Below are 22974 nucleotides of genomic sequence, written 5' to 3'. Positions count from 1 at the left end.
TTTGGTATCGTTCTTCTCGGCTGAGGTGCTTGTACATTGGGCAACTTCGACTTGGCGGTTAAAGCGGCCATGATGCTCTCGCATCCTCAGCCACCTATAACCAGTTCATCTTTGTTGCACTTCGTCCTTGAATCCGCCATCTAACAAATCAGCCACCGCCTTCGGATAAATCAAATGCTCCTGCGTTAACACCCGCGCAGCCAGTGTGTCTGCGGTGTCGCCGGGCAACACGGGCACCACGGCTTGTGCGAGTATTTCACCGTGGTCTAGCTCGGCGGTCACGCGGTGGACGGTGGCTCCGGCAAATTTGCAGCCGGCTTTGATGGCGCGCTCGTGCGTGTGCAGGCCAGGGAAAGCGGGCAAGAGTGAGGGGTGGATATTGATGAGTCGGCCTTCGTAGTGCGCCACAAAGCCCGGGGTCAGGATGCGCATGAAGCCGGCCAGCACCACGAGGTGGGGCTGGTGTTGGTCAATCTCTTTCATCAAGGCTGCGTCAAAGGCTTCGCGGGGTTGGGGCTGATCGGCGAAGGCTTTGTGGTCGATGACTGCCGTGTCAATGCCATGTTCTTTGGCAAAGGCCAAGCCTTTGGCGTCGGCTTTGTTGCTGATGACGGCGCTCACCTGCGCGTTGAATTGTTTGGCCCAGTTTTGGGCCTGCGCGGTGCGTACGATGGCGGCCATGTTGGAGCCGCCGCCAGAAATCAATATGACGATGTTTTTCATTGCTGCGAATTATCGCGAGGCTGGCAACGCCGCTGCATACAAGGCTTAGCTGGTTTTGACGAAGCGCGCTTGTATCACGCCGTCAATCAGCACCTGCTCGCTGAACATGGCCGCGGAGCGCACCCACAGGCCGTGTGCGCCGTAGAGGGCGCGGTAGACGGTCATGGGCTCTAGTGTTTCGCTGTGGCGGGCGGTGCCAATGACCTCGTATTGGCCGCCTTTGTAATGGCGATACAAGCCGATGGGGGTTTCTTGCAGGGGGGTGAGGTCGTGATCGTTCATAGGGTGGGACAATACACCCTATGCATCCAAAAGCCCTTCTTGAAGCTTGTACTGAGCTTGTTCGCCTCACCTGTAAGTTTGACCACCCCGCCGACGCGGTGGTGTCTAAGTTTTTTCGTGATTACCGCAAAACCTATGCCTTCGGCCCACGCGAGCGTGCGGCCCTAGCAGAAACTGTTTACAACGTCTTGCGTAACAAACTGCGCCTTGACCACTTCGCGCCTTCGGGCTCTGGCCCTAAAGAGCGCCGCTTGGCTATCCTTGGCTTTGCGCAGCACTTGAAAGACCAAGCGCCTGCCAACAACGCGCCAAAGAGCGCCAAGCACGCCAACAACAGCCCGCTCGACTTTTTGTTCAGCGCGTTGAACAAACAAGAAGCCGCATGGCTCGAAGCCTGCGAAGCGGTAAACCCCGTTGATTTGATGGAGCGTCATCGCCACAACATGCCCGAGTGGCTGGTGGAGCCACTCAAAGCCCAGGTGGGCGAGGGCTTTTGGCCCTTGGTCGCACGGTTGAACGGCGGTGCGCCGCTGGACTTGCGTGTCAACACCTTCACCGACAAACGCGCCGATGTGCAACACGAGTTGAAGCTCGCGGGTATCCAAGCGGTGGAGACACCTTTTTCGCCGTGGGGTTTGCGCATTGAGGGCAAACCTGCGCTGTCTAACCTAGACGCTTTTGCGCGTGGCGCGATTGAAGTGCAAGACGAAGGCTCACAGTTGCTGGCCTTGTTGCTCGATGCCAAGCGCGGTGAGATGGTGGTGGACTTTTGTGCGGGTGCTGGCGGTAAAACGCTGGCCATCGGTGCGTCCATGCGCAGCACGGGGCGCTTGTATGCGTTGGATACGTCGGCACATCGCTTGGAGTCGCTCAAACCACGTTTGGCGCGCAGCAAGCTGTCCAACGTCCATCCATCGGCCATTGCGCACGAGCGTGATGACCGTGTGAAGCGCCTCAGCGGCAAGATTGACCGCGTGTTGGTGGATGCACCTTGCTCGGGCCTTGGCACTTTGCGCCGCAATCCTGACCTCAAGTGGCGCCAGTCACCCAAGGCCGTGCAAGAGCTGACCGAAAAACAAACCGCCATCTTGGCCAGCGCCGCACGTTTGGTGAAGTCGGGGGGGCGCTTGGTTTACGCGACATGCAGTGTGTTGCCAGAAGAGAACGAGGCCATTGCCCAAGCCTTCAGTGCCGCACACCCCAACTTTGTCCCGTTGTCCGCAGCCGACACCCTGACTGAGTTGAAAGTAGCCAATGCAGCATCTTTGTGTACGACAGACGGATTGTATTTGCGCCTTTGGCCCCATCTACATGTCACGGACGGCTTCTTTGCCGCAGTTTGGGTAGCCAAATAAGCGCCCAAACCTTAAAATTAACGGTTAATTTCCACAAGTTGAAAGATAGACATGTTGTTATCCAATTGGGCTTGGCTTGACGCCACGTTGAACTGGCTGAGCTACGGCTTGCTGCATTTTTCTGGCTGGCAAGTCTTCATCGTCACGATGGCGTTGACACACATCACCATCGCCAGCGTGACCATCTATTTGCACCGCCACTCCGCCCACCGCGCGCTGGACTTGCATCCGATTCCCGCCCACTTCTTCCGTTTCTGGTTGTGGCTCACCACAGGCCAAGTGACCAAAGAGTGGACCGCGATTCACCGCAAACACCACGCCAAATGCGAGCAAGCGGAAGACCCACACAGCCCCCATGTGCATGGCATCAAAACCGTGTTGTTGACGGGCGCTGAGTTGTATCGCAAAGAATCGAAGAACTTGGAAACTTTGGCCCGTTTCGGCCACGGCACACCTGACGACTGGATTGAGCGCAACCTTTACACCCGCTTCTCATGGCAAGGCGTGGCCTTGATGCTCATCATCAACTTGGCCTTGTTCGGCGCTTTGGGCCTGACGGTGTGGGCGGTGCAGATGATGTGGATTCCCGTCACTGCCGCCGGCATCATCAACGGCGCTGCCCACTACTGGGGCTATCGTAACTTTGAGGCGCCAGACGCCAGCACCAACATCTCTCCTTGGGGCATCCTGATTGGTGGTGAAGAGTTGCACAACAACCACCATACCTACCCCACATCGGCCAAGTTGTCGGTCAAACCCTACGAGTTCGACTTGGGTTGGCTCTACATCCGCATGTTAGAAACTTGCGGTTTGGCCACTGTGAAAAAGACAGTACCCAAGCTGGCGTTTGGCGACATTAAGCCTGTGGCGGATGAGAAGACCTTAGAAGCTGTGATTGCCAACCGTTATGAAGTGATGGCCAATTACGCACGTCAACTGCGTTTGGCTATGAACCAAGAGTTGTCCAGCCTGCCCACCTTGCCTACAGATTCTGTGCTGGCTGCGGCCAAGCGCTGGATGCACCGCGACGTTGAGAAAGTGCCTGCCAAAGTAGTTTCCCAACTCGCCCAAGCCCGCGCGCTTTTGCCCGATGTCGACACCATGGTGAAGATGCGTGAGGAGTTGCGCCAACTGTGGCTCAACACCAACCACAACCGTGCCCAACTGGCGCAAGACCTGCAAGCTTGGTGCAAACGGGCCGAGACCAGCGGCATTGCTGCCTTGCAAGAATTCTCCATGCACTTGCGTGCGGCGCGCGTGTAAACCAAACGCACAGACAATAAAAAAACCCGCTGATCAAAAGGTCAGCGGGTTTTTTATTGGATCCATCTGAATTACTTCAGCTTGGTTTCCTTGTATTCCACGTGCTTTCGAGCTTTGGGATCAAATTTCATGATCAACATTTTCTCGGGCATTGTTTTCTTGTTTTTGCTGGTCGTGTAGAAGTGACCTGTGCCGGCTGTCGATTCCAGCTTGATTTTTTCGCGTCCGCCTTTGGATGCCATGATCGTGTCCTTTCAGTGTCTGGAATTAAGCTTGACCGCGCGCGCGCAAGTCAGCCAGCACGGCGTCGATGCCGTTTTTGTCGATCAAACGCAGAGCTGCGCTAGAGACGCGCAAGCGCACCCAACGGTTTTCAGTCTCTACCCAGAAACGGCGGTATTGCAGGTTCGGCAAGAACCGGCGCTTTGTTTTATTGTTGGCATGGGAAACATTGTTCCCAGACATTGGGCCTTTGCCCGTGACTTCACATACGCGTGCCATGTGGACACTCCATATCAACGGCGGCAAGTTCCCACGAGCGCCTCACCTCGCCAAAAAGGGTGGCGGTAACCCATCTCTTTGCTCGATTCAGCAAAGCCTAATATTGTAGCGTTTTTTAATGGACGTGTATCAATGTGCGCCTTGCTCCAAGAAGCGCTGGGCGTCCAAGGCCGCCATGCAGCCCGTGCCGGCGCTCGTGATGGCTTGGCGATAGATGTTGTCTTGCACATCGCCCGCCGCAAAGACACCGGGCACGCTGGTCATGGTGGCAAAGCCTTCTGAGCCGCTCTTGGTGAGTAAATAGCCGTTTTTCATGGCCAATTGGCCTTCAAAAATGCCGGTGTTGGGCGAGTGGCCGATGGCGATGAAGCAGCCTTGGGTGGCGATGTCTCGGGTGTTGCCGTCTTTGGTGCTCTTCAGGCGGATGCCAGTCACGCCCGAGGCGTCACCCAGCACTTCGTCCAAGGTGCTGTCGGTTTCCAGCACGATCTTGCCTGCGGCGACCTTTTCCATGAGCTTGTCGATCATGATGGCCTCGGCCTTGAAGCTGTCACGGCGGTGTACCAAGTGAACTTTGGAAGCCATATTGGACAGATACAGGGCCTCTTCCACAGCGGTGTTGCCGCCGCCGACCACGCTGACCACTTGATCGCGGTAGAAGAAACCGTCGCAAGTCGCGCAGCCCGACACGCCGCGTCCCATGAAGGCTTCTTCAGAAGGCAGGCCCAAATACTTGGCCGAGGCGCCAGTGCAGATGATGAGGCTGTCGCAGGTGTAAGTGCCACTGTCGCCTGTCAAGGTGAAGGGGCGTTTGGAGAAATCGACTTGGTTGATGTGGTCAAACACGATTTGGGTGTTGAAGCGCTCGGCGTGTTGTTGAAAACGTTGCATCAGCTCTGGGCCTTGCACGCCGTGTACGTCGGCAGGCCAGTTGTCGACTTCGGTGGTCGTCATCAGTTGGCCGCCTTGGGCCATGCCGGTAATCAACAGGGGTTTGAGGTTGGCGCGTGCTGCGTAAACAGCGGCGGTGTAGCCAGCAGGGCCTGAGCCAAGAATCAAAACTTGGGCGTGTTGGGTGGTAGACATCTGGAGAGGGCAATCAAAGAGACAATAAAGCCAATATTGTAAGAACCTCTCCCTTTACCCCTGACGGTGCATGGTTGCCGCTCGGGTAAGCTCTGCCTCTAGACATGACTTACTCGCTCAATACATTAAAGAATGATCCGCGCGCATCCACTGCCGATGCGGACCACAAGCCCACAGGTTTTCGCCGCTTCGCACAAGAGATTGCGCTGACGGCGGGCTTTGTGTTCATGACCTTTTGGTTGCTCGCACTCATCACCCATTCGTCACTTGACCCTGCATGGACCACCTCTGGTTCAGGCAACGTGGTGCGTAACTTTGGGGGGCGTTTGGGCGCTTGGTTGGGGGACTTGAGTTTTTTCCTGCTGGGCTACTCCGTCTGGTGGTGCTATGCCGCAGCTTTGGTGGCGTGGCTGGCAGCCTTGGCCAATCGCTTGCGTGACGAAGACGAACCTCAACCCGATCACTTGGGCTGGCGCTACACGCGCTTTGCGTTTTGGGCAGGGTTGATTTTGCTGCTGATGTCCAGCACGGGCTTGGAATGGACGCGCATGTACCGCTTTGAAGACCGCTTGCCGGGCCATGTGAGCGGCGGTGTACTGGGTTACTTGGTGGGTCCGTCGAGCTTGAACTGGTTAGGTTTCAATGGCGCTGGCTTGATCTTCATTGTGTTTGGTGTGGTCGGCGCATCGTGGGTGTTTCGTTTTTCTTGGGGGCAAACCGCAGAGAACCTTGGTGCATGGCTGGATGGCATGTACGAGTCGTGGCGCGAACGTCGCGAGCGCGAAGAGGATGTGGCTTATGGCTTGGTCGCCGCCCGTGAGCGTGAAGAGGTGGTGTTTGAAGAACGCGTAGAAATCAAAGAACACCCCCCCATTGCGGTGCACATTGAGCCAGAAGTCATTGAAGTACCCAAGAGCGCACGCGTCGCCAAAGAGCGTCAAAAGACCTTGTTCACCGATGTCGCCACCGACTCACGCTTGCCGCAAGTGGACTTGCTGGATGACCCACTGATTCGCCAAGACACCGTGGCGCCCGAAACGCTGGAGATGACCAGCCGCATGATTGAAAAAAAACTCAAAGACTTCGGCGTGGAAGTGCGTGTGGTGGCGGCGTCCCCTGGCCCTGTGATTACCCGCTACGAGATTGAACCTGCCACTGGCGTGAAGGGCTCACAAGTGTTGAACCTTGCCAAAGACTTGGCGCGGTCCTTGTCGCTCGTGTCCATTCGTGTGGTCGAAACCATCCCCGGTAAAAACTACATGGCGTTGGAGTTGCCCAACGCCAAACGTCAGTCCATTCGCCTCAGCGAAATTTTGGGTTCAGACGTGTACAACGAATCCAAGTCCATGCTCACCATGGGTTTGGGCAAAGACATTGTGGGCAATCCCATCGTGGCGGACTTGGCCAAGATGCCGCACGTCTTGGTCGCGGGCACCACGGGCTCAGGCAAATCGGTGGGCATCAACGCCATGATTTTGTCCTTGCTCTACAAGGCTGAAGCGCGTGATGTGCGCTTGCTGATGATCGACCCCAAGATGCTGGAGATGTCGGTCTACGAAGGCATCCCCCACCTGCTGGCACCTGTGGTTACTGACATGCGCCAAGCCGCCCATGGCCTGAACTGGTGTGTCGGTGAAATGGAAAAACGCTACAAGCTGATGAGCAAGCTCGGCGTACGCAACCTCGCTGGCTACAACGCCAAGATTGACGAAGCCGCTGCGCGTGAAGAATTCATCTACAACCCCTTCAGCTTGACCCCTGAGCAGCCCGAGCCACTACAGCGCCTGCCTCACATCGTGGTGGTGATTGACGAGTTGGCCGACTTGATGATGGTGGTGGGCAAGAAGATCGAAGAGCTGATTGCCCGCTTGGCGCAAAAAGCCCGCGCTGCTGGCATCCATTTGATCTTGGCGACCCAGCGCCCCAGCGTGGACGTGATCACGGGCCTCATCAAAGCCAATATCCCGACACGTATTGCGTTCTCGGTCGGCTCCAAAATTGACAGCCGCACCATCCTCGATCAAATGGGCGCGGAAGCTTTGCTGGGCATGGGCGACATGCTCTACATGGCCAGCGGCACAGGCTTTCCCGTGCGCGTCCACGGTGCGTTTGTGAGTGACGAAGAAGTACACCGCGTGGTGAACTACCTCAAGAGCCAAGGCGAGCCCGACTACATCGAAGGCGTGCTCGAAGGCGGCACCGTCGATGGCGATGGCAACCCTTCCGGGCCCGATTTGTTTGGTGATGTGCCGGCTGAAAAAGACCCCATGTATGACCAAGCCGTGGAGGTGGTGCTGAAAAACCGCAAGGCCAGCATCTCTCTGGTACAGCGCCATTTGAAAATTGGCTACAACCGCGCCGCGCGTTTGGTGGAGGACATGGAAAAGGCCGGCATGGTCAGCGCCATGAGCAGCAGCGGTCAGCGTGAAATTTTGGTGCCTAAGCGCGATGAGTAAGCGAGATGCGTGATGTGATGCGTCTATCGCACCGGGTTTGGCGCGGTGCTTTGTCGCATGCCGTAGCGCTGGGCTTGGCGGTCGTCTGCTTTGCAAGTGCAGCACATGCCAGCAGCTTGGACACCCTAGAGATGTTTTTAAAGTCCACCAAGAGTGGTCGTGCGGATTTCATGCAAGTCGTCACTGCACCGGCGAAAGCAGGACAGACGCGCATGCGTAGCAAAACATCGACCGGGCAGTTCTCGTTTGTGCGCCCCACGCGTTTTCGTTTCGACTACTTCAAGCCGTTTCCTCAAGTCATCGTCGCCGACGGCCAAACCTTGTGGTTGTATGACGCAGACCTTGAGCAAGTCACCGCCCGCCAACAAGCCCAGACCTTGAGCAGCACCCCTGCCGCATTGGTGGCCACTGCGGTGGATGTGGGGACTTTGCAAAAAGAGTTCAACTTAGAAGCGCAAGCCGATGCCGATGGCTTGCAGTGGGTGCAAGCCACGCCTAAGAACCGCGACAGCACCATTCAATCGGTGCGCCTAGGTTTGCGTGTCGATGGCGCACAGCTGAGCTTGAGCAAGCTGGAAATTTTGGATGTCATGGGCCAACACTCCGTCCTCAGCTTTGAACGCTTTGAAGTGAACCCCGCCAACCTCGGTGCTGCGTCATTCAACTTTGTCGCACCCAAAGGCGTGAGCGTCATTCGCCCTTGAGCGCAGCATGACGCAGGCAAGGCCCGTCTTGCAAGGCTTGGCGCCTTTGTTGAGTCCCCGTACACGCTTGGTGGTGCTGGGTAGCTTCCCTGGCGTTGCCTCGTTGCGTGCGCAACAGTATTACGGTCACCCACACAACCAGTTTTGGAAAATCATGGCCACGCTGTTGGCCGCTGAGCCTGCGACTGTCTTGACCTTGCCGTATGCGGCCCGTGCGCAATGGCTGCTCAACCACGGCGTGGGCTTGTGGGATGTGTATGCCGCGTGCGAGCGTGAAGGCAGCCTAGACGCTCACATTCAAAACGCACAGCCCAACGATTTGCAAAGCTTGCGCACGCGTTGCCCAGCCTTGCGAGCCATCGCACACAACGGGGGCGAGAGTTTCAAACACGCTAAACACACGCGCCTGCTGGGACTGCCTGTTTATCGTTTGCCGTCCACCAGCCCTACGAATGCCAGTTGGTCCTTCGCACGCAAGTTGGACGCTTGGCGTGAGGTGTTTCAGGCAGTCGACTTGCTGCACTGATTAGCGTTCACGTTTGATGATGAAGGCGTTGTCTGAGGTGCTGAATCCCACCTTCGGGTAATAAGCCATGGCACTCGGCGCAGAGAGCAAGACCAAAGACACTTCGGGGCTCAAGACTTGGCGCACCTGTTTGAGCAGGGCTTCGCCTACGCCTTGGTGTTGGTAAGCCTTGTCTACCGCTAAATCTGACAAGTAGCAGCAATAGCTGTGGTCTGTCAGCCCGCGCACTAGTGCAATTAACACACCGTTGTGCCAAGCGCTGACGATGAGGTTGGCATGGACAAACATCTTTTCAATACGTGCTGCATCGTGCGTGGGGCGCGTGATGCCAGAGGCGTTGAAGACGCGAACAATGTCTGCGACTTGGAGCGGTGTGTTGTGTTGAAACTCGATCGCCTGCATGGTGTGCCTAATATCGTTCATCTGCGGAAGTCAGGGTCATATGGCTACTCCTGATGAATGCAAGTTTATGGGCAGTAAGTGGCGGTGAACCCTTCGCTACACTCCTTGTGTGTCCAAATCAAACTCTTTTTGAGCGTGTCCTCCACCCACATTCCCCTTGCCGAACGACTGCGCCCGCGCACGCTGGGCGAGGTCATTGGCCAGCAGCATTTGCTGGGCGAGGGCATGGCGCTTCGCGTGGCGTTTGAGTCGGGCCAGCCGCACAGTTGCATTTTGTGGGGCCCGCCCGGTGTGGGCAAAACCACCATTGCCCGTTTGATGGCCGATGCGTTTGATGCGCAGTTTTTGTCCATCAGCGCCGTGCTGGGTGGGGTGAAAGAAATTCGCGAATCGGTGGAACAGGCCATCGCGGCCCGTGACTCGCTTGACCCCAAGCGCACCATCATGTTTGTGGACGAGGTCCACCGCTTCAACAAAAGCCAGCAAGACGCGTTTTTGCCGCATGTCGAATCGGGCTTGTTCACCTTCGTTGGTGCGACCACTGAAAATCCATCGTTTGAAGTGAACTCGGCGTTGCTGTCGCGGGCTGCGGTGTATGTGTTGCAGTCGTTGACCGAACAAGACCTCACCCAAATCATTGCCAAAGCGCAAGCCATGGGTGCGGTGCCTGCTTTGGAAGACGCTGCTTTGCAGAGGCTCATCGCTTATGCCGATGGTGATGCACGCCGACTGCTCAACACGCTTGAAACGCTATCGGTAGCCGCCAACCGCGAGAAGCTCAAAGAAATCAACGACGCATGGCTCATGCGTGTGTTGGGCGAGCGCATGCGCCGCTATGACAAAGGGGGCGAACAGTTTTACGACACCATCAGCGCGCTGCACAAATCGGTGCGTGGCTCTGACCCTGATGCGGCTTTGTATTGGCTGGTGCGCATGCTCGATGGTGGCGCGGAGCCTAAATACATGGCGCGTCGCTTGATTCGCATGGCGGCCGAAGACATTGGCTTGGCCGATCCACGCGCTTTGCGTTTGGCATTGGATGCGGCTGAGGTGTACGAGCGTTTGGGCTCGCCCGAAGGCGAGTTGGCCTTGGCTGAGTGCGTGGTGTATTTGGCGGTGGCGCCGAAGTCCAATGCGGTCTACAAGGCCTACAACGAGGCCAAGGCCCTCGTCAAAAAAGACGGCACACGCCTTGTGCCCATGCACTTGCGCAACGCCCCGACCCAGATGATGAAAGACATGGACTGGGGCAAGGGCTACCGCTATGCCCATGACGAAGAAGACGGTTTTGCAGCGGGTGAAAACTACATGCCCGAAGGCTTGGAGGGTGCGGGTTTTTACCGCCCTGTCGAGCGTGGTCTAGAAATCAAAATTGCTGACAAATTGCGCCACTTGCGCGACAAAAACCAACAAGCAGGTAAATAAAAAATGGACGTCTTGCTTCAACAAGTCATCAACGGCTTGGTGCTCGGCAGCATGTATGCGCTGGTGGCTTTGGGCTATACCATGGTCTACGGCATCATCAACCTCATCAATTTTGCACATGGCGAGGTGTTGATGGTGGGAGCCTTGTGCAGTTGGTCAGTGATTGGTTTTTTGCAACCCCTGATGCCCGACACGCCTGGCTGGGTGTTGTTGCTCATCTCCATGGTCTTGGCTTGCATGGCCGCCGCTGCACTGAACTACGCGATTGAAAAAATTGCCTACCGTCCCTTACGCAACGCACCTAAGCTGGCCCCGCTGATTACGGCCATTGGCATGTCCATCTTGCTGCAAACGCTGGCCATGATTGTGTGGAAGCCCAACTACAAACCGTTTCCCGCACTCTTGCCCACCACACCGTTTGAAATTGGCGAAGCCGTCATCACGCCCACGCAGCTCATGGTTTTGGGCTTGACCGCCGTGGCATTGGCCGTGTTGTCTTGGTTGGTCAACCGCACCAAACTCGGTCGTGCCATGCGTGCCACCGCAGAAAACCCACGTGTGGCCAGTCTCATGGGGGTCAAGCCTGACCTGGTGATCTCTGCCACCTTCATCATTGGTGCGGTGTTGGCCACGATTGCGGGTGTGATGTGGGCCATGAATTACGGCACGGCCCACCATGCCATGGGTTTTTTGCCTGGCCTCAAAGCCTTCACCGCCGCTGTGTTTGGCGGCATTGGTAACTTAGGCGGTGCGGTGGTGGGTGGCTTGTTGTTGGGCTTGATTGAGTCGATTGGCTCGGGCTATTTAGGCGAACTCACGGGGGGCGTGCTGGGCAGCCACTACACCGACATCTTGGCATTCATCGTTTTGATCATCACGCTCACGCTGCGCCCCTCGGGCTTGCTGGGTGAACGCGTGGCAGACAGGGCTTGACGCAGATGACGTACAAATTACTCTCGAACCGTTGGCTCATGGCCGTTGTGCTGCTGACGTTGCCGCTGGTGTTGCAAAGCTTTGGCAATGCGTGGGTGCGCATCGCCGATATGTCCTTGCTGTATGTGTTGCTGGCGCTCGGCTTAAACATTGTGGTGGGCTATGCAGGGCTGCTCGATTTGGGCTATGTGGCCTTCTTTGCCGTGGGTGCCTATTTGTTTGGCCTGCTGGCTTCACCGCATTTGACCGATATGTTCCCTTGGATTGCAGCGATGTTCCCAGAGGGCTTACACCTCAGTCTATGGTTGGTATTGCCATTGGCTGCTGGCCTGGCGGGACTGTTTGGTCTTCTGTTGGGCGCGCCCACACTCAAGCTGCGCGGGGACTACTTGGCCATCGTGACCTTGGGCTTTGGCGAAATCATCCGCGTGTTTTTGAACAACCTTGACCATCCCGTCAATATCACCAATGGTCCCAAGGGTTTGGGGCAGATTGATGCAGTCACGGTGTTGGGTTACCCGCTGTCCAAGCGTTTGGACTTGGGCTTCATTGAGTTGTCTTCAGTCACGTTGTATTACTACCTGTTTCTCACGCTGGTGGTAGTGAGTGTGGTGGTGTGTCACCGACTCGAATATTCACGCATTGGCCGCGCATGGATGGCGATTCGTGAAGACGAGATTGCGGCCAAAGCCATGGGCTTGAACACCCGCAACTTAAAGCTCATGGCCTTTGGTATGGGGGCAACCTTCGGCGGTGTGTCGGGTGCCATGTTTGCCGCTTTTCAAGGTTTTGTCTCGCCCGAGTCGTTCAGCCTCATGGAGTCGGTGATGATTGTGGCGATGGTAGTGCTGGGCGGCCTAGGGCATTTGCCTGGCGTCATTTTGGGCGCGGTGCTGCTGGCGGCTTTGCCTGAGGCGTTGCGCTATGTGGCGGGGCCTTTGCAAGCCATGACCGATGGCCGTTTGGATGCGGCCATCTTGCGTCAACTGCTGATTGCATTGGCCATGATCACCATCATGCTTTGGCGACCACGCGGTTTGTGGCCGACGCCTGAACATGGCAAAAACTTGAATCCACAAGGAGGTGCGCGATGAGCGCCCTCGTGTTGAATGTCTCGGGCATTTCCAAACGCTTTGGTGGTTTGCAAGCTTTGACCGATGTGGCCATGCAGATTGAGCGTGGTCAGGTGTATGGCTTGATTGGCCCCAATGGTGCGGGCAAGACCACCTTCTTCAACGTCATCACGGGCCTTTACACACCCGACAGTGGCAGCTTTGCCTTGACAGGCAAACCGTACGCGCCCACCGAGGTGCATCGCGTGGCGCAGGCCGGTATTGCACGCACGTTTCAAAACATCCGTTTGTTTGCTGAGATGACCGCCTTGGAGAACGTGATGGTGGGACGTCATGTGCGCACAAGTTCTGGTTTGCTTGGTGCAATTTTCAGAACCGCCAAATTCAAAGCCGAAGAGTTCGCGATTGAGCAACGCGCCCGCGAGTTGCTGGACTATGTGGGTATCGCCCATTTCGCAGACTACAAAGCACGCACCCTGAGCTATGGCGACCAACGCCGCTTAGAGATTGCCCGTGCCTTGGCCACTGACCCCCAACTCATCGCGCTGGATGAACCCGCCGCGGGCATGAACGCCACCGAGAAAGTCCAACTGCGTGCGTTGATCGACAAAATTCGTCGCGACCAGCGCACGGTGCTGTTGATTGAACACGATGTGAAGTTGGTCATGGGCCTGTGCGACCGCGTGACCGTGCTGGACTACGGCAAAGTGATTGCCCAAGGCACACCTGCTGACGTGCAGCGTAACCCGCAAGTGATCGAAGCCTATCTCGGCACGCAATCTGGGCATGGGGGGCATTGAGATGAAACACGACCACGCAGCGGTGTTGCTGAGCGTCAAAGACCTGAAGGTGGGTTATGGCGGCATTCAAGCCGTCAAGGGCGTGAGCTTGGAAGTGCGCGAGGGCGAGTTGGTGTCGCTCATCGGCTCCAACGGCGCAGGCAAAACCACCACTATGAAAGCCATCACGGGCTTACTCCCTTTGGGCAGCGGCGACATTCAATTGACGGGCCACTCCATCGTAGGCTTGGGGCCTTGGGATTTGGTGCAGCAAGGCTTGGCCATGGTGCCCGAAGGCCGTGGTGTATTCACCCGTATGACCATCGTCGAGAACTTGCAAATGGGGGCATACATCCGCAACGACCACGCCGCCATTGCCCAAGACATTGAACGCGTGTTTGCCACTTTCCCCCGCCTGAAAGAGCGGCGCGACCAATTGGCAGGCACCATGTCAGGCGGCGAGCAACAAATGTTGGCCATGGGCCGAGCCTTGATGAGCCGTCCCAAGGTGTTGTTGTTAGACGAACCTTCTATGGGTTTGTCACCCATCATGGTGGATAAGATTTTTGAAGTGATTCAAGACGTGTCCAAGCAAGGCGTGACGATTTTGTTGGTCGAGCAAAACGCCAGCCGCGCTTTGCAAATCGCTGACCGTGGCTATGTGATGGAGTCGGGGCTCATCACCCTGAGTGGGGACGCGCATGAGATGCTGCATGACCCCAAAGTGCGTGCCGCTTACTTGGGTGAGTAAGCGCTAGAGGCTAGAGGCCTTTGTGCGCACTAAGGGGCGCTTAAGCCTCCATGAACCAAATCAACACTTGCTTGGCGACAAAGCCCAGCATGCCAAAGGCCAGTACCAGAAACAACACAAAGGTGCCGAACTTGCCCGCTTTGGACTCACGTGCGAGCTGAAAAATAATGAACAGCATGTACAGCATGAAGCCGCCTACGCCAAAGGTCAGCCCGAATTGGGCGAATTGTTCTTCTGTCATAAAAACTCAGTGAACCGTTGGGTCGTAAGCGAGCAGGTACCGGTAGGCGTGCCAACTGGCGTGTCCCAGCATGGGGACCACGGCCAGCAGACCGAGAAAGGCAGAGCCAATGCCCAGCGCTGTAAACAAACACAAAATAGCGGCCCAGCAAGCCATGGCAAAGGGGTTCAACGCCACCACGCGCCAACTGGTCAGCACGGCTTGTTGCACGGTGAGGGTGGGGTGATCCATCAACAAAGGAAGGGTCACCAAAGTCGATGCAAACATAGGGGCCGCAATCAAGGCGCTCATGAGCAGCCAAATTTCGAACAAGCCGAAGTTCGATTGCAACACCACCAAACGGATGAAGTCTGCGGGCGTGTGGACGCTGGCGGGCAGCATCCAGTGAATCAACGCGGCCGAGCACACCAACCAACCCGCACTGGACAAAGCCAACAGCAAGCCAAATTGGATGAGACGTTTGTCGCCACATGTCCACACGTGAAAGGCGTCAGCCAAGGTGGCCTCGTCGTTGCGCTCTAAACGGCGGCTGATGTCATACAAACCCGTCGCCAACAGGGGGGCGACGATCATGCAGACCGACAGCATGGCCGCAATCCACCAAAACTGGTGACGTGCGAACCAAAACCAACCCCCGCCAATGACGGCAAGAATCAGCCCGTGCGTGACACCTGCTGTGGGGCAGCGCTCCATGTCTTTCCATGCCAGTGCGAGCCAGTGCATGGGTCGGAACATTTCAATATTTTTGGTTTCCAAGTCGAGGTGAGGTGTGATGAGGTTCATAGGGCTTAGTCTATGCGTGCGCCTGAGCGCTTGATGATGGGAGCCCATTTGATGGACTCATCGTGAATCAACTTGGCGAACTGTTCGGGCGTGCCACCCATCGGGTCTAGGCCTGCTGCTTTGAGGCGCTCTTTGACCGCGGCGTCATGAAGTGCGGCGTTGAGTGCGCTGTTGATGCGGTCCACCACGGCTCGTGGCGTGCCTGCGGCGACTAACACGCCATTCCATGCCAAGGCTTCAAAGCCTCGCAGTTCGGGCATACCGCTTTCTGCAACGGTGGGGACATCGGGCAGCAAGGGATAGCGCTGTGCGCTGGTGACGGCCAAGTATTTCAGGCGGCCTTGTTTGACCTGTGGCGAGATCACGGTGGGCACAGAGATGATGAATTGCGTTTCACCGGCCATGGTGGCGATCACTGCTGGTGGGCTGCCGTTGAAGGGGATGTGCACGGCATAGGTGTGGGTGACGGCCTTGATGTACTCCATCGTCAAGTGCGACGAGCTACCGTTTCCGACCGAGGCAAAGTTGTATTTGCCGGGGGAGGCCTGGAGCAGTGCCACGGCTTCGCGCATGGTGTTGACGGGTAACTGAGCGTTGGCAGCAATCACATTGGGCTGCGAGGTGGTGGTCATCACCGGCTGCAAATCCTTCAGCGGTTGGTAAGGCAGCTTGGGATACAGGTAAGGCGCAAAAGACAAAGGCCCGTTGTAGGAGAGGGCCCAGGTGTAACCATCGGGGGCCGACTTGGCCACCTCGTGGGTACCTAGTGTGCCGCCCGCTTGTGGTTTGTTCTCAATCACGACCGGTTGGCCGAGGTTGTCTTTGAGTCGGTCTTGCATGGCACGCGCAATCACGTCCAGCGATGAGCCCGCAGGTGCAACCACCACCCAACGAATGGGTTTGCTTGGGTAGCTTTGTGCCTGCACGTTGGCCATCATGCAAAGCCCTGCACCCCAACTTAGCAAGGCAGCCAAGACGCGAGGTTGTGGGCGGTGTTGCGGCGCTTGAGCGTTGCGTTGCATAAGCATGGTGTGACTTAGTGCTTAGGCTTTGTCGGCCGCTGAGGTGAACGAATCCGCGTAGAACTCATCCACGGGCAAGCCTGCCTGGGTATAGGCCGCACGGGCGGAGTCCACCACGATGGGCGCACCGCAGGCGTACACCTGATAAGCGCTCAAGTCGGGTGTGTCTTGCAACACGGCGGCATGCACAAAGCCTGTCCGATCTGTCCAGTGGTCTTCGGGCAAAGCGTTAGAGATGACAGGCACATAGGTCAGGTTGGGCATGGCAGCGGCTTGCGCTTGCACCCAGTCGTGCATGTACAAGTCTTCAGGGCGGCGGCCGCCCCAATAGAGAGTGATAGGGCGTGTGATGGCTTTGTGCTGCATGTGCTCAAGCATCGCCTTGATGGGCGCAAAGCCTGTGCCAGAGGCTAAGAACACCAAAGGCTTGTCAGAGTCTTCGCGCAGGAAGAAGCTGCCTTGTGGGCCTTCGATGCGTTGGATTTCTTTTTCTTTCATCACGCCAAACACATGGTCTGTGAACTTGCCGCCGGGCATGTGGCGAATGTGCAGCTCAATCGCAGGTGCGCCCTCCACCAAGGTGTGAGGTGCGTTGCCCATGGAGTAGCTGCGACGGTCACCGTCGCGCAACAAGAAGTCGATGTACTGCCCTGCATGGAACTTCATCACATCGTTGGCGGGCAGTTGCAGCTTGACAACCATCACGTCGTGCGATGCTTTGACAAGCGAGATCACGCGCACGGGCATCTTCTTGATGGGGAAGGCACCTTCTTCCACCACTTGGCGGGATTGCAGCACCACATCGCTGTGTGCGGTGGCGCAGCAGGTGAGGACAAAGCCGTTGGCTTCTTCGTCGGCACTGAGCGCTTTTTCTTGGTGCGTGCCGTGGGTGACTTCACCTGAAATCTTTTTGCATTTGCATGAACCACAGGCACCGTCTTTGCAGCCATAGGGCAGGCCAATGCCTTGGCGCAGGCCAGCGGCTAACAGGGTTTCATCAGAACTGGTGGTGAATGCGCGGCCGCTGGGTTGGACCGTGATGTTGAAACTCATCTTTGGGTATCCTTGAACTTTTATAGGGTGTATTTTGCCTGTCCATCAATCCCCCCTTGGCGCTCTGCCTTCCCGCTTCAAACGCGAACGTTTGCTCATCATTGGCTGCGGTGATGTGGGGCAGCGCGTGGTGCGTACCCAGCGCCATGTGCGGGTGCTGGCCTTGACATCTAGTTCTGCGCGTGTGCCTGCTTTGCGGGCGCAAGGGGTGACGCCCATCGTCGGCAATTTAGATACGCCTGCCAGCTTGCAACGCTTGGCGGGTTGGGCCACGCGTGTGTTGCATTTGGCCCCGCCACCGCTGCAAGGCCACACCGACCCGCGCACCTTGGCACTGATCCGTTTGCTGATGCGTCGCAGCGCACCGCGCAGTGTGGTGTATGGCTCAACCAGCGGTGTCTATGGTGACTGCGGCGGCGCGTGGGTGAGTGAAAGCCGTTGGGTCAATCCCCTCACGCCCCGCGCCCAGCGGCGCGTGGATGCTGAACAGCGCATGCGTCATTTGGGGCGTTTGCGTGCCAGTGCTGTGCGAGTGTTGCGCATTCCTGGTATCTATGCGCCAGACCGTGAGGGTGGCACGCCGCGCGAGCGTTTATTGCGTGGCACGCCCGTGCTGACACAAGCCGACGATGTGTTCACCAACCACATCCATGCCGATGATTTGGCTCGTGCGTGTCAGTTGGCGCTTTGGCGTGGACAGCCGCAACGCACGTACAACGTGAGCGACGACAGCCAAATGCGCATGGGTGACTACTTTGACATGGCAGCAGGTTTGTATGGCCTTGCCAAGCCACCACGGATCAGCCGCGCGCAAGCGCAAACCGAGTTGCCTGCCATGCAACTGAGTTTCATGAGCGAGTCACGTCGCATGGTGAACACGCGCATGAAGCGCGAGCTGCGGTTGCAGTTGCGCTACCCGCATGTGCAAGCAGGCTTAGCCTGAGCTGCCCGCCTAGGTCGTGTAAGACGAATCAATCGAACTTGATATTGCCTGCCTTGATGGCTTTGGCCCAGTTGGCGGTGTCACGCTCTAAAAGTTTGGTCGTGTTCTCTGGTGTGAGGTAACGCACTTCCACGCCTGCGGCGTCTGCACGTTGTTTGGTCTCTGGCAGCTCCATGCTGCGTTTGACATCCGCCGACAGTTTTTGCACCACGTCCTTGGGCGTGCCGCTGGCCACGTACAAGGCCACCCATGACTCCAATTCAAAACCACTCAAACCAGCTTCAGCGGCGGTCGGCACTTGGGGCAGTTGGGGGTGACGTGTTTTGCCTGTGACGGCCAAGGCCTTGAGTTTGCCGCCCAGTACATGGCCCATCACCGAGGGCGGTGTGGTGATGAACACTTGCACTTGGCCCGCCAACACGTCTTGAATGGCTTGGCCCGAGCCCTTGTAGGGCACGTGCGTCATTTCAATGCCAGTTTGTTGTTTGAAGATTTCTGTGCCGATGTGCGACACCGAACCATTGCCTTGCGAGGCGTAGTTCACTTTGCCTGGGTTTTGCTTGGCCCATGCGATGAATTCTTTCAGCGTGTTGGCTGGGACAGACGGATGCACGGTAATCACGTTGGTGGCCACGGTGATGAGACCCACAGGTGTTATGTCTTTGATGTCCCAGGGCAGTTTGTCCATCAAGATGGGGTTGGCAATGTGATAGCCCGAGTACGACACCAACACGGTGTAGCCGTCTTTGGCACTGCGTGCCACGGTGGCGTAGGCCAAATTACCGCTGCCACCGGGTTTGTTGTCCACCAACACAGATTGGTCGATGACGCGCGACAAAGGCTCGCTGACCAAACGTGCAGAAGTGTCCACCAAGCCCCCAGGTGGGTTGGGTACAACGAGGGTGATGGATTTGCTGGGGTAGCTGTCGGCCAGTGCTGTGAGCGGCGCGAGAAAGCTGCTTGCGCCTAGAAGGCTGACCGCAATGAATGCGGCCTTGAGGTTGACGCGTGTGAGGTGTTTCATGTGTTGTCTCCGGTCTTTTTATCGTTGGCCCATGCGCACCGCATCAAAAATGCCTTGTGCTTCGCGTGGCATGCAGCGCCAATACTGCGGGCTGGCTTGCACGGCACCGTGCAGTGCGGCAGCGGCTTCCCACACCCAACGGGGCTTGTAGAGGAAGGCGCGAGCCATCGCAATCAGGTCTGCATCGCCGCGCGTCAAGATATCTTCGGCTTGTTGGGGTGCGGTGATGAGCCCGACCGTGATGGTGGGCATGCCCGTCTTTTGTTTCACCAGTTTGGCGAAGGGCACTTGATAGTTGGGGCCGAGCGCAATTTTTTGCTGCGCGGCCACGCCGCCCGATGAGATGTGCACAAAGTCCGCACCTGCCAGTTTCAAGCGCAACGAGAAGTCGGCGGTTTCTTCCGGCGTCCAGCCGCCTTCTACCCAATCAGAGGCTGAGATGCGCATGCCAAGGGAGCCTTGGTAGACCGCACGCACAGCTTGGAAGACTTCCATCGGGAAACGTGTGCGGTTTTCAAAGTTGCCGCCGTACTGGTCTGTGCGCTGGTTGGCTACAGGCGACAAGAACTGGTGCAACAAATACCCGTGGGCACCGTGCAGTTCAATGGTTTCAATGCCGATGGCCTGCGCACGTTGGGCGGCTTTGGCGAAGGCTTGCTTGATGTGTTCTAGGCCTGGTGCGTCGAGTTCATGCGGCGCGGTTTCTTGCGCCAAATGGGGGATTGCTGAAGGGCCTTCGGTGGTCCATCCCCCTTGCTCAGGCGTCAACAACTGGCCACCTTCCCAAGGTACCGCGCTGGATGCTTTGCGGCCAGCGTGCGCGAGTTGGATGCACACAGGGACAGGGGGCGCAAGTTTGCGAGCGCGGCTGAGTTTGTCGTGGAGAGCGCTTGCGGTGGCATCATCCCACAGGCCCAAGCACTGCGGCGAGATACGACCTTCGGGCACAACGGCCGTGGCTTCGATGATGAACATGGCGGCACCACTGTTGAGCATATTGCCCCAGTGCATCAAATGCCAATCGCTGGCTTGCCCCTGGTTGGCCGAGTATTGGCACATGGGGGCCACGATGGCGCGGTTGGCCAAACTGAGTGGGCCGTTTGGCGAGGTGAGGGTGAATTCAGAAAAGAGGTGGCTCAAGGGAAACTCCAGAAACAAAAAACCTGCGGTTAAGGCAAGCACGGATCGTAATCAGGTCGGTGCCAAAGACATGGCATCTGGGTGACAAGGGCTTCAGTCCAGTGGAGTGCTGGGCCGCGTTGCTGTGGACAACGCTGGCTTTGTGGGAGCCTGTGGTGGTCAACCCCGTGGTGCGTCATGCGGCGGTGCCGCCGTCGAATGCCGCATCGTCGGCAGAGCCAACAGGAGCCCCGCCAACGGTGCAAGCCAGTGGTCAGCAGACATCGGCGTACACGGAAGGGAGTACCTCAGCGGACGAGCGCATCGTGGTGCAAGAGGGTGAACATTTAATCGGACTGACGCAGCGTTATTTGGCCAAACCACAAACGTGGCGTGAATGGGCTATACCGAGTTTTCTTTGCAGCGGCCGAAAATTTGAGGCATCAATTTGAAAAATACGGCAGCGGGCCAGCTACCGAATAGAGTTGCACTAATGCTGTTCAGTTTGACTTGATGCCAATGCCTTTGAACTCACCTGTTTTGACCGATTCAGCAATGCGCTTTTGCCATTCAGCAGGACCTGTGATGTGTGCGCTGGTGCCGCCAGAATCCACTGCCACGGTCACGGGCATGTCCACCACATCAAATTCATAAATGGCCTCCATGCCGAGGTCGGCAAAGCCCACCACCTTGGCATGTTTGATGGCTTTGGACACAAGGTAAGCCGCACCGCCGACGGCCATCAGGTAGGCCGACTGGTGTTTCTTGATGGCTTCAATCGCAGTTGGGCCACGCTCGGCTTTACCCACCATCGAGATCAGGCCAGTTTGCGACAACATCATCTCGGTGAACTTGTCCATGCGGGTGGCGGTCGTGGGGCCTGCTGGGCCGACCACTTCGTCGCGCACGGGGTCAACTGGGCCCACGTAGTAAATCACGCGGTTGGTGAAGTCCACGGGCAGCTTTTCGCCTTTGGCCAGCATGTCTTGAATGCGCTTGTGTGCGGCGTCACGGCCGGTGAGCATCTTCCCGTTGAGCAAAATGGTTTGGCCTGGTTTCCAGCTCGCCACTTCTTCTTTGGTGAGTGTGTTCAGGTCCACGCGTTTGCTTTTTTGGGTGTCGGGTGTCCAGTTGACGTTGGGCCAGAGGTCCAGCGAAGGGGCTTCCAAATACACGGGGCCAGAACCATCCATCACAAAGTGCGCGTGGCGTGTGGCTGCACAGTTAGGGATCATCGCAATCGGCTTGCTGGCTGCGTGGGTGGGGTACATTTTGATCTTGACGTCGAGCACCGTGGTCAAGCCGCCCAGGCCTTGTGCGCCGATGCCCAGAGCGTTGACCTTGTGGTAGAGCTCCAAACGCAGTTCTTCAACTTGCGTGAGCTTGTCACCCTTGCTAGATTTCTCTAGCAATTGATACATGTCGAGGTCGTCCATCAAACTTTCTTTGGCCATGAGCACCGCTTTTTCCGCTGTGCCACCGATGCCGATGCCGAGCATGCCGGGTGGGCACCAGCCCGCGCCCATGGTGGGCACTGTTTTGAGTACCCAGTCCACCACGCTGTCGCTGGGGTTGAGCATGTACATCTTCGACTTGTTCTCGCTGCCACCGCCTTTGGCCGCCACGGTCACATCCACTTTGTCGCCGGGCACGATTTGGGTGAAGATCACGGCGGGTGTGTTGTCTTTGGTGTTCTTGCGGGCAAACTGCGGGTCATCCACCACCGAGGCGCGCAGCATGTTGTCGGGGTGGTTGTAGCCACGACGCACGCCTTCGTTGATGGCGTCTTCCAAGCTGCCGCTAAAGCCTTCCCAGCGCACGTCCATGCCGATTTTCAAGAACACGTTGACGATGCCGGTATCTTGGCAAATCGGGCGGTGGCCGAAAGCGCTCATCTTGCTGTTGCTCAAGATTTGCGCGATGGCGTCTTTGGCCGCAGGGCTTTGCTCGCGCTCGTAGGCGCTGGCCAAGTGGGAGATGAAGTCAGCAGGGTGGTAGTAGCTGATGTATTGCAGAGCGGCGGCGACCGATTCAATCAGGTCGGTTTGGCGGATCGTGGTCATGGATGGAGTCCTGAAAAATCTCAGAGATAAACACAGCGGCTGAGTTTACTCAACGCCACTGTCTGAATGCTTGCAAGGACGCCTGAGCGTTGGCTTATTTGACCGTCAGTACCCACGCAGCCAGTTTTTTGGCTTCTGCATCATTGACTTGTGTGTTGGAGGGCATGACCACAGGCCCCCACACACCCGCGCCGCCTTTTTGGATTTTGAGGGCCAACTTGTCCACCGCAGATTTGTCGCCTGCGTATTTAAGTGCCACATCTTTGTAGGCGGGGCCTACCAGTTTCTTATCAAGCGCGTGGCAGGCCATGCAGTTCTTGGCGGTGGCCAACGCTTGATCGGCCCAAGCGCAATTTGTCACCGTGTTGAGGGTGATCACGGTCAGCGCCAATAGTCTGGTTTTCATCTCGAGGCCTCTGTGGTGGGGTGTTGTGCCAGTTTATATCGGGTCGAAAAAATGTTCTTGA

Annotated in this window: 26 protein-coding genes; 12 read left to right on the top strand and 14 right to left on the bottom strand. The window is 57.1% G+C overall.

Translation table 11 applies throughout. The features are described from left to right. Positions 1–105: 105 nt before the first annotated feature. Both purN and RMS03_RS05105 read right to left on the bottom strand, forming a co-directional pair. Entirely contained in the window at positions 106–723 is a 618-nt protein-coding gene (purN, locus tag RMS03_RS05110; protein WP_310626019.1) for a phosphoribosylglycinamide formyltransferase, read from the bottom strand. Positions 724–768: 45 nt separating this feature from the next. Further along, on the bottom strand, positions 769–1005 hold the full coding sequence (locus RMS03_RS05105; protein ID WP_310626018.1) for a DUF1653 domain-containing protein: 237 nt from the start codon (positions 1003–1005) through the stop codon (positions 769–771). 20 nt (positions 1006–1025) lie between these two features. On the opposite strand from RMS03_RS05105, the gene RMS03_RS05100 reads away from it, so the two are divergent. Next, the gene (locus RMS03_RS05100; protein WP_310626017.1) at positions 1026–2360 is read left to right on the top strand and encodes an RsmB/NOP family class I SAM-dependent RNA methyltransferase; all 1335 of its coding nucleotides are present in this window, start codon (positions 1026–1028) and stop codon (positions 2358–2360) included. 51 nt (positions 2361–2411) lie between these two features. Then, positions 2412–3623: a fatty acid desaturase gene (locus tag RMS03_RS05095; RefSeq protein ID WP_310626016.1), complete on the top strand. Its 1212-nt coding sequence runs from the start codon at positions 2412–2414 to the stop codon at positions 3621–3623. Between the two features lie 71 nt (positions 3624–3694). Here the strand turns inward: RMS03_RS05095 and rpmG are convergent, their stop codons facing one another. From rpmG to trxB, 3 genes are all read right to left on the bottom strand, one after another. Continuing rightward, positions 3695–3865, bottom strand: coding sequence for a 50S ribosomal protein L33 (gene rpmG, locus RMS03_RS05090; RefSeq protein WP_100131508.1), 171 nt, complete (start codon positions 3863–3865; stop codon positions 3695–3697). 25 nt (positions 3866–3890) lie between these two features. Beyond that, on the bottom strand, positions 3891–4124 hold the full coding sequence (rpmB, locus tag RMS03_RS05085; protein ID WP_310609115.1) for a 50S ribosomal protein L28: 234 nt from the start codon (positions 4122–4124) through the stop codon (positions 3891–3893). 129 nt (positions 4125–4253) lie between these two features. Beyond that, entirely contained in the window at positions 4254–5210 is a 957-nt protein-coding gene (gene trxB, locus RMS03_RS05080; RefSeq protein ID WP_310626015.1) for a thioredoxin-disulfide reductase, read from the bottom strand. 104 nt (positions 5211–5314) lie between these two features. Between trxB and RMS03_RS05075 the strand changes: the two genes are divergently transcribed. The 3 genes from RMS03_RS05075 to RMS03_RS05065 are packed head-to-tail and all read left to right on the top strand — an operon-like array spanning position 5315 to position 8896. Beyond that, positions 5315–7666: a DNA translocase FtsK 4TM domain-containing protein gene (locus RMS03_RS05075; RefSeq protein WP_310626014.1), complete on the top strand. Its 2352-nt coding sequence runs from the start codon at positions 5315–5317 to the stop codon at positions 7664–7666. A gap of 17 nt (positions 7667–7683) precedes the next feature. Then, the gene (lolA, locus tag RMS03_RS05070) at positions 7684–8370 is read left to right on the top strand and encodes an outer membrane lipoprotein chaperone LolA (RefSeq protein ID WP_310626013.1); all 687 of its coding nucleotides are present in this window, start codon (positions 7684–7686) and stop codon (positions 8368–8370) included. Positions 8371–8377: 7 nt separating this feature from the next. Further along, positions 8378–8896, top strand: a complete 519-nt coding sequence (locus tag RMS03_RS05065; protein WP_310626012.1) for a DNA-deoxyinosine glycosylase — start codon at positions 8378–8380, stop codon at positions 8894–8896. Here RMS03_RS05065 and RMS03_RS05060 read toward each other — a convergent pair whose 3' ends face one another. Next, positions 8897–9298: a GNAT family N-acetyltransferase gene (locus RMS03_RS05060; protein WP_310626011.1), complete on the bottom strand. Its 402-nt coding sequence runs from the start codon at positions 9296–9298 to the stop codon at positions 8897–8899. Between the two features lie 135 nt (positions 9299–9433). On the opposite strand from RMS03_RS05060, the gene RMS03_RS05055 reads away from it, so the two are divergent. The 5 genes from RMS03_RS05055 to RMS03_RS05035 are packed head-to-tail and all read left to right on the top strand — an operon-like array spanning position 9434 to position 14259. Then, positions 9434–10723 (top strand): replication-associated recombination protein A, encoded by a 1290-nt coding sequence (locus RMS03_RS05055; protein ID WP_310626010.1) that lies wholly within the window; start codon positions 9434–9436, stop codon positions 10721–10723. Positions 10724–10726: 3 nt separating this feature from the next. Then, positions 10727–11656, top strand: a complete 930-nt coding sequence (locus RMS03_RS05050) for a branched-chain amino acid ABC transporter permease (RefSeq protein ID WP_310626009.1) — start codon at positions 10727–10729, stop codon at positions 11654–11656. A 5-nt stretch (positions 11657–11661) separates the two neighbouring features. Further along, a complete protein-coding gene (locus RMS03_RS05045; protein ID WP_310626008.1) occupies positions 11662–12750 on the top strand; it encodes an ABC transporter permease subunit in 1089 nt (362 codons plus the stop codon). After that, positions 12747–13529: an ABC transporter ATP-binding protein gene (locus tag RMS03_RS05040; protein WP_310626007.1), complete on the top strand. Its 783-nt coding sequence runs from the start codon at positions 12747–12749 to the stop codon at positions 13527–13529. The genes RMS03_RS05045 and RMS03_RS05040 overlap by 4 nt, the downstream gene beginning before the upstream one ends. Before the next feature lies 1 nt (position 13530). Beyond that, a complete protein-coding gene (locus tag RMS03_RS05035; protein WP_310626006.1) occupies positions 13531–14259 on the top strand; it encodes an ABC transporter ATP-binding protein in 729 nt (242 codons plus the stop codon). A gap of 40 nt (positions 14260–14299) precedes the next feature. Here RMS03_RS05035 and RMS03_RS05030 read toward each other — a convergent pair whose 3' ends face one another. The 4 genes from RMS03_RS05030 to RMS03_RS05015 are packed head-to-tail and all read right to left on the bottom strand — an operon-like array spanning position 14300 to position 17358. After that, positions 14300–14500, bottom strand: coding sequence for a DUF2788 domain-containing protein (locus tag RMS03_RS05030; RefSeq protein WP_310626005.1), 201 nt, complete (start codon positions 14498–14500; stop codon positions 14300–14302). A gap of 6 nt (positions 14501–14506) precedes the next feature. Beyond that, on the bottom strand, positions 14507–15283 hold the full coding sequence (locus RMS03_RS05025) for a DUF2189 domain-containing protein (protein ID WP_310626004.1): 777 nt from the start codon (positions 15281–15283) through the stop codon (positions 14507–14509). A 5-nt stretch (positions 15284–15288) separates the two neighbouring features. Further along, positions 15289–16311, bottom strand: a complete 1023-nt coding sequence (locus RMS03_RS05020; protein ID WP_310626003.1) for a tripartite tricarboxylate transporter substrate binding protein — start codon at positions 16309–16311, stop codon at positions 15289–15291. Between the two features lie 15 nt (positions 16312–16326). Beyond that, positions 16327–17358: a CDP-6-deoxy-delta-3,4-glucoseen reductase gene (locus tag RMS03_RS05015; RefSeq protein ID WP_310626002.1), complete on the bottom strand. Its 1032-nt coding sequence runs from the start codon at positions 17356–17358 to the stop codon at positions 16327–16329. A 34-nt stretch (positions 17359–17392) separates the two neighbouring features. On the opposite strand from RMS03_RS05015, the gene RMS03_RS05010 reads away from it, so the two are divergent. Beyond that, positions 17393–18301 (top strand): SDR family oxidoreductase, encoded by a 909-nt coding sequence (locus RMS03_RS05010; RefSeq protein ID WP_310626001.1) that lies wholly within the window; start codon positions 17393–17395, stop codon positions 18299–18301. Positions 18302–18329: 28 nt separating this feature from the next. Here RMS03_RS05010 and RMS03_RS05005 read toward each other — a convergent pair whose 3' ends face one another. Together RMS03_RS05005 and RMS03_RS05000 are read right to left on the bottom strand one after the other, a co-directional pair. Next, positions 18330–19325 (bottom strand): tripartite tricarboxylate transporter substrate binding protein, encoded by a 996-nt coding sequence (locus tag RMS03_RS05005; protein ID WP_310626000.1) that lies wholly within the window; start codon positions 19323–19325, stop codon positions 18330–18332. Between the two features lie 18 nt (positions 19326–19343). Beyond that, a complete protein-coding gene (locus tag RMS03_RS05000) occupies positions 19344–20465 on the bottom strand; it encodes an NADH:flavin oxidoreductase/NADH oxidase (RefSeq protein ID WP_310625999.1) in 1122 nt (373 codons plus the stop codon). A gap of 59 nt (positions 20466–20524) precedes the next feature. Between RMS03_RS05000 and RMS03_RS04995 the strand changes: the two genes are divergently transcribed. Next, positions 20525–20896: a hypothetical protein gene (locus tag RMS03_RS04995; RefSeq protein WP_310625998.1), complete on the top strand. Its 372-nt coding sequence runs from the start codon at positions 20525–20527 to the stop codon at positions 20894–20896. 48 nt (positions 20897–20944) lie between these two features. Here the strand turns inward: RMS03_RS04995 and RMS03_RS04990 are convergent, their stop codons facing one another. Then, positions 20945–22507 (bottom strand): fumarate hydratase, encoded by a 1563-nt coding sequence (locus tag RMS03_RS04990; RefSeq protein ID WP_310625997.1) that lies wholly within the window; start codon positions 22505–22507, stop codon positions 20945–20947. 94 nt (positions 22508–22601) lie between these two features. After that, positions 22602–22913 (bottom strand): c-type cytochrome, encoded by a 312-nt coding sequence (locus RMS03_RS04985; protein WP_310625996.1) that lies wholly within the window; start codon positions 22911–22913, stop codon positions 22602–22604. Positions 22914–22974 lie beyond the last annotated feature (61 nt).

The organism is Limnohabitans sp., from assembly GCF_031538885.1.
Lineage (GTDB): Bacteria > Pseudomonadota > Gammaproteobacteria > Burkholderiales > Burkholderiaceae_C > Limnohabitans.
The sequence above is the reverse complement of the archived record's forward strand: the minus strand, read 5'-3'. Positions and strand labels throughout refer to the sequence as shown.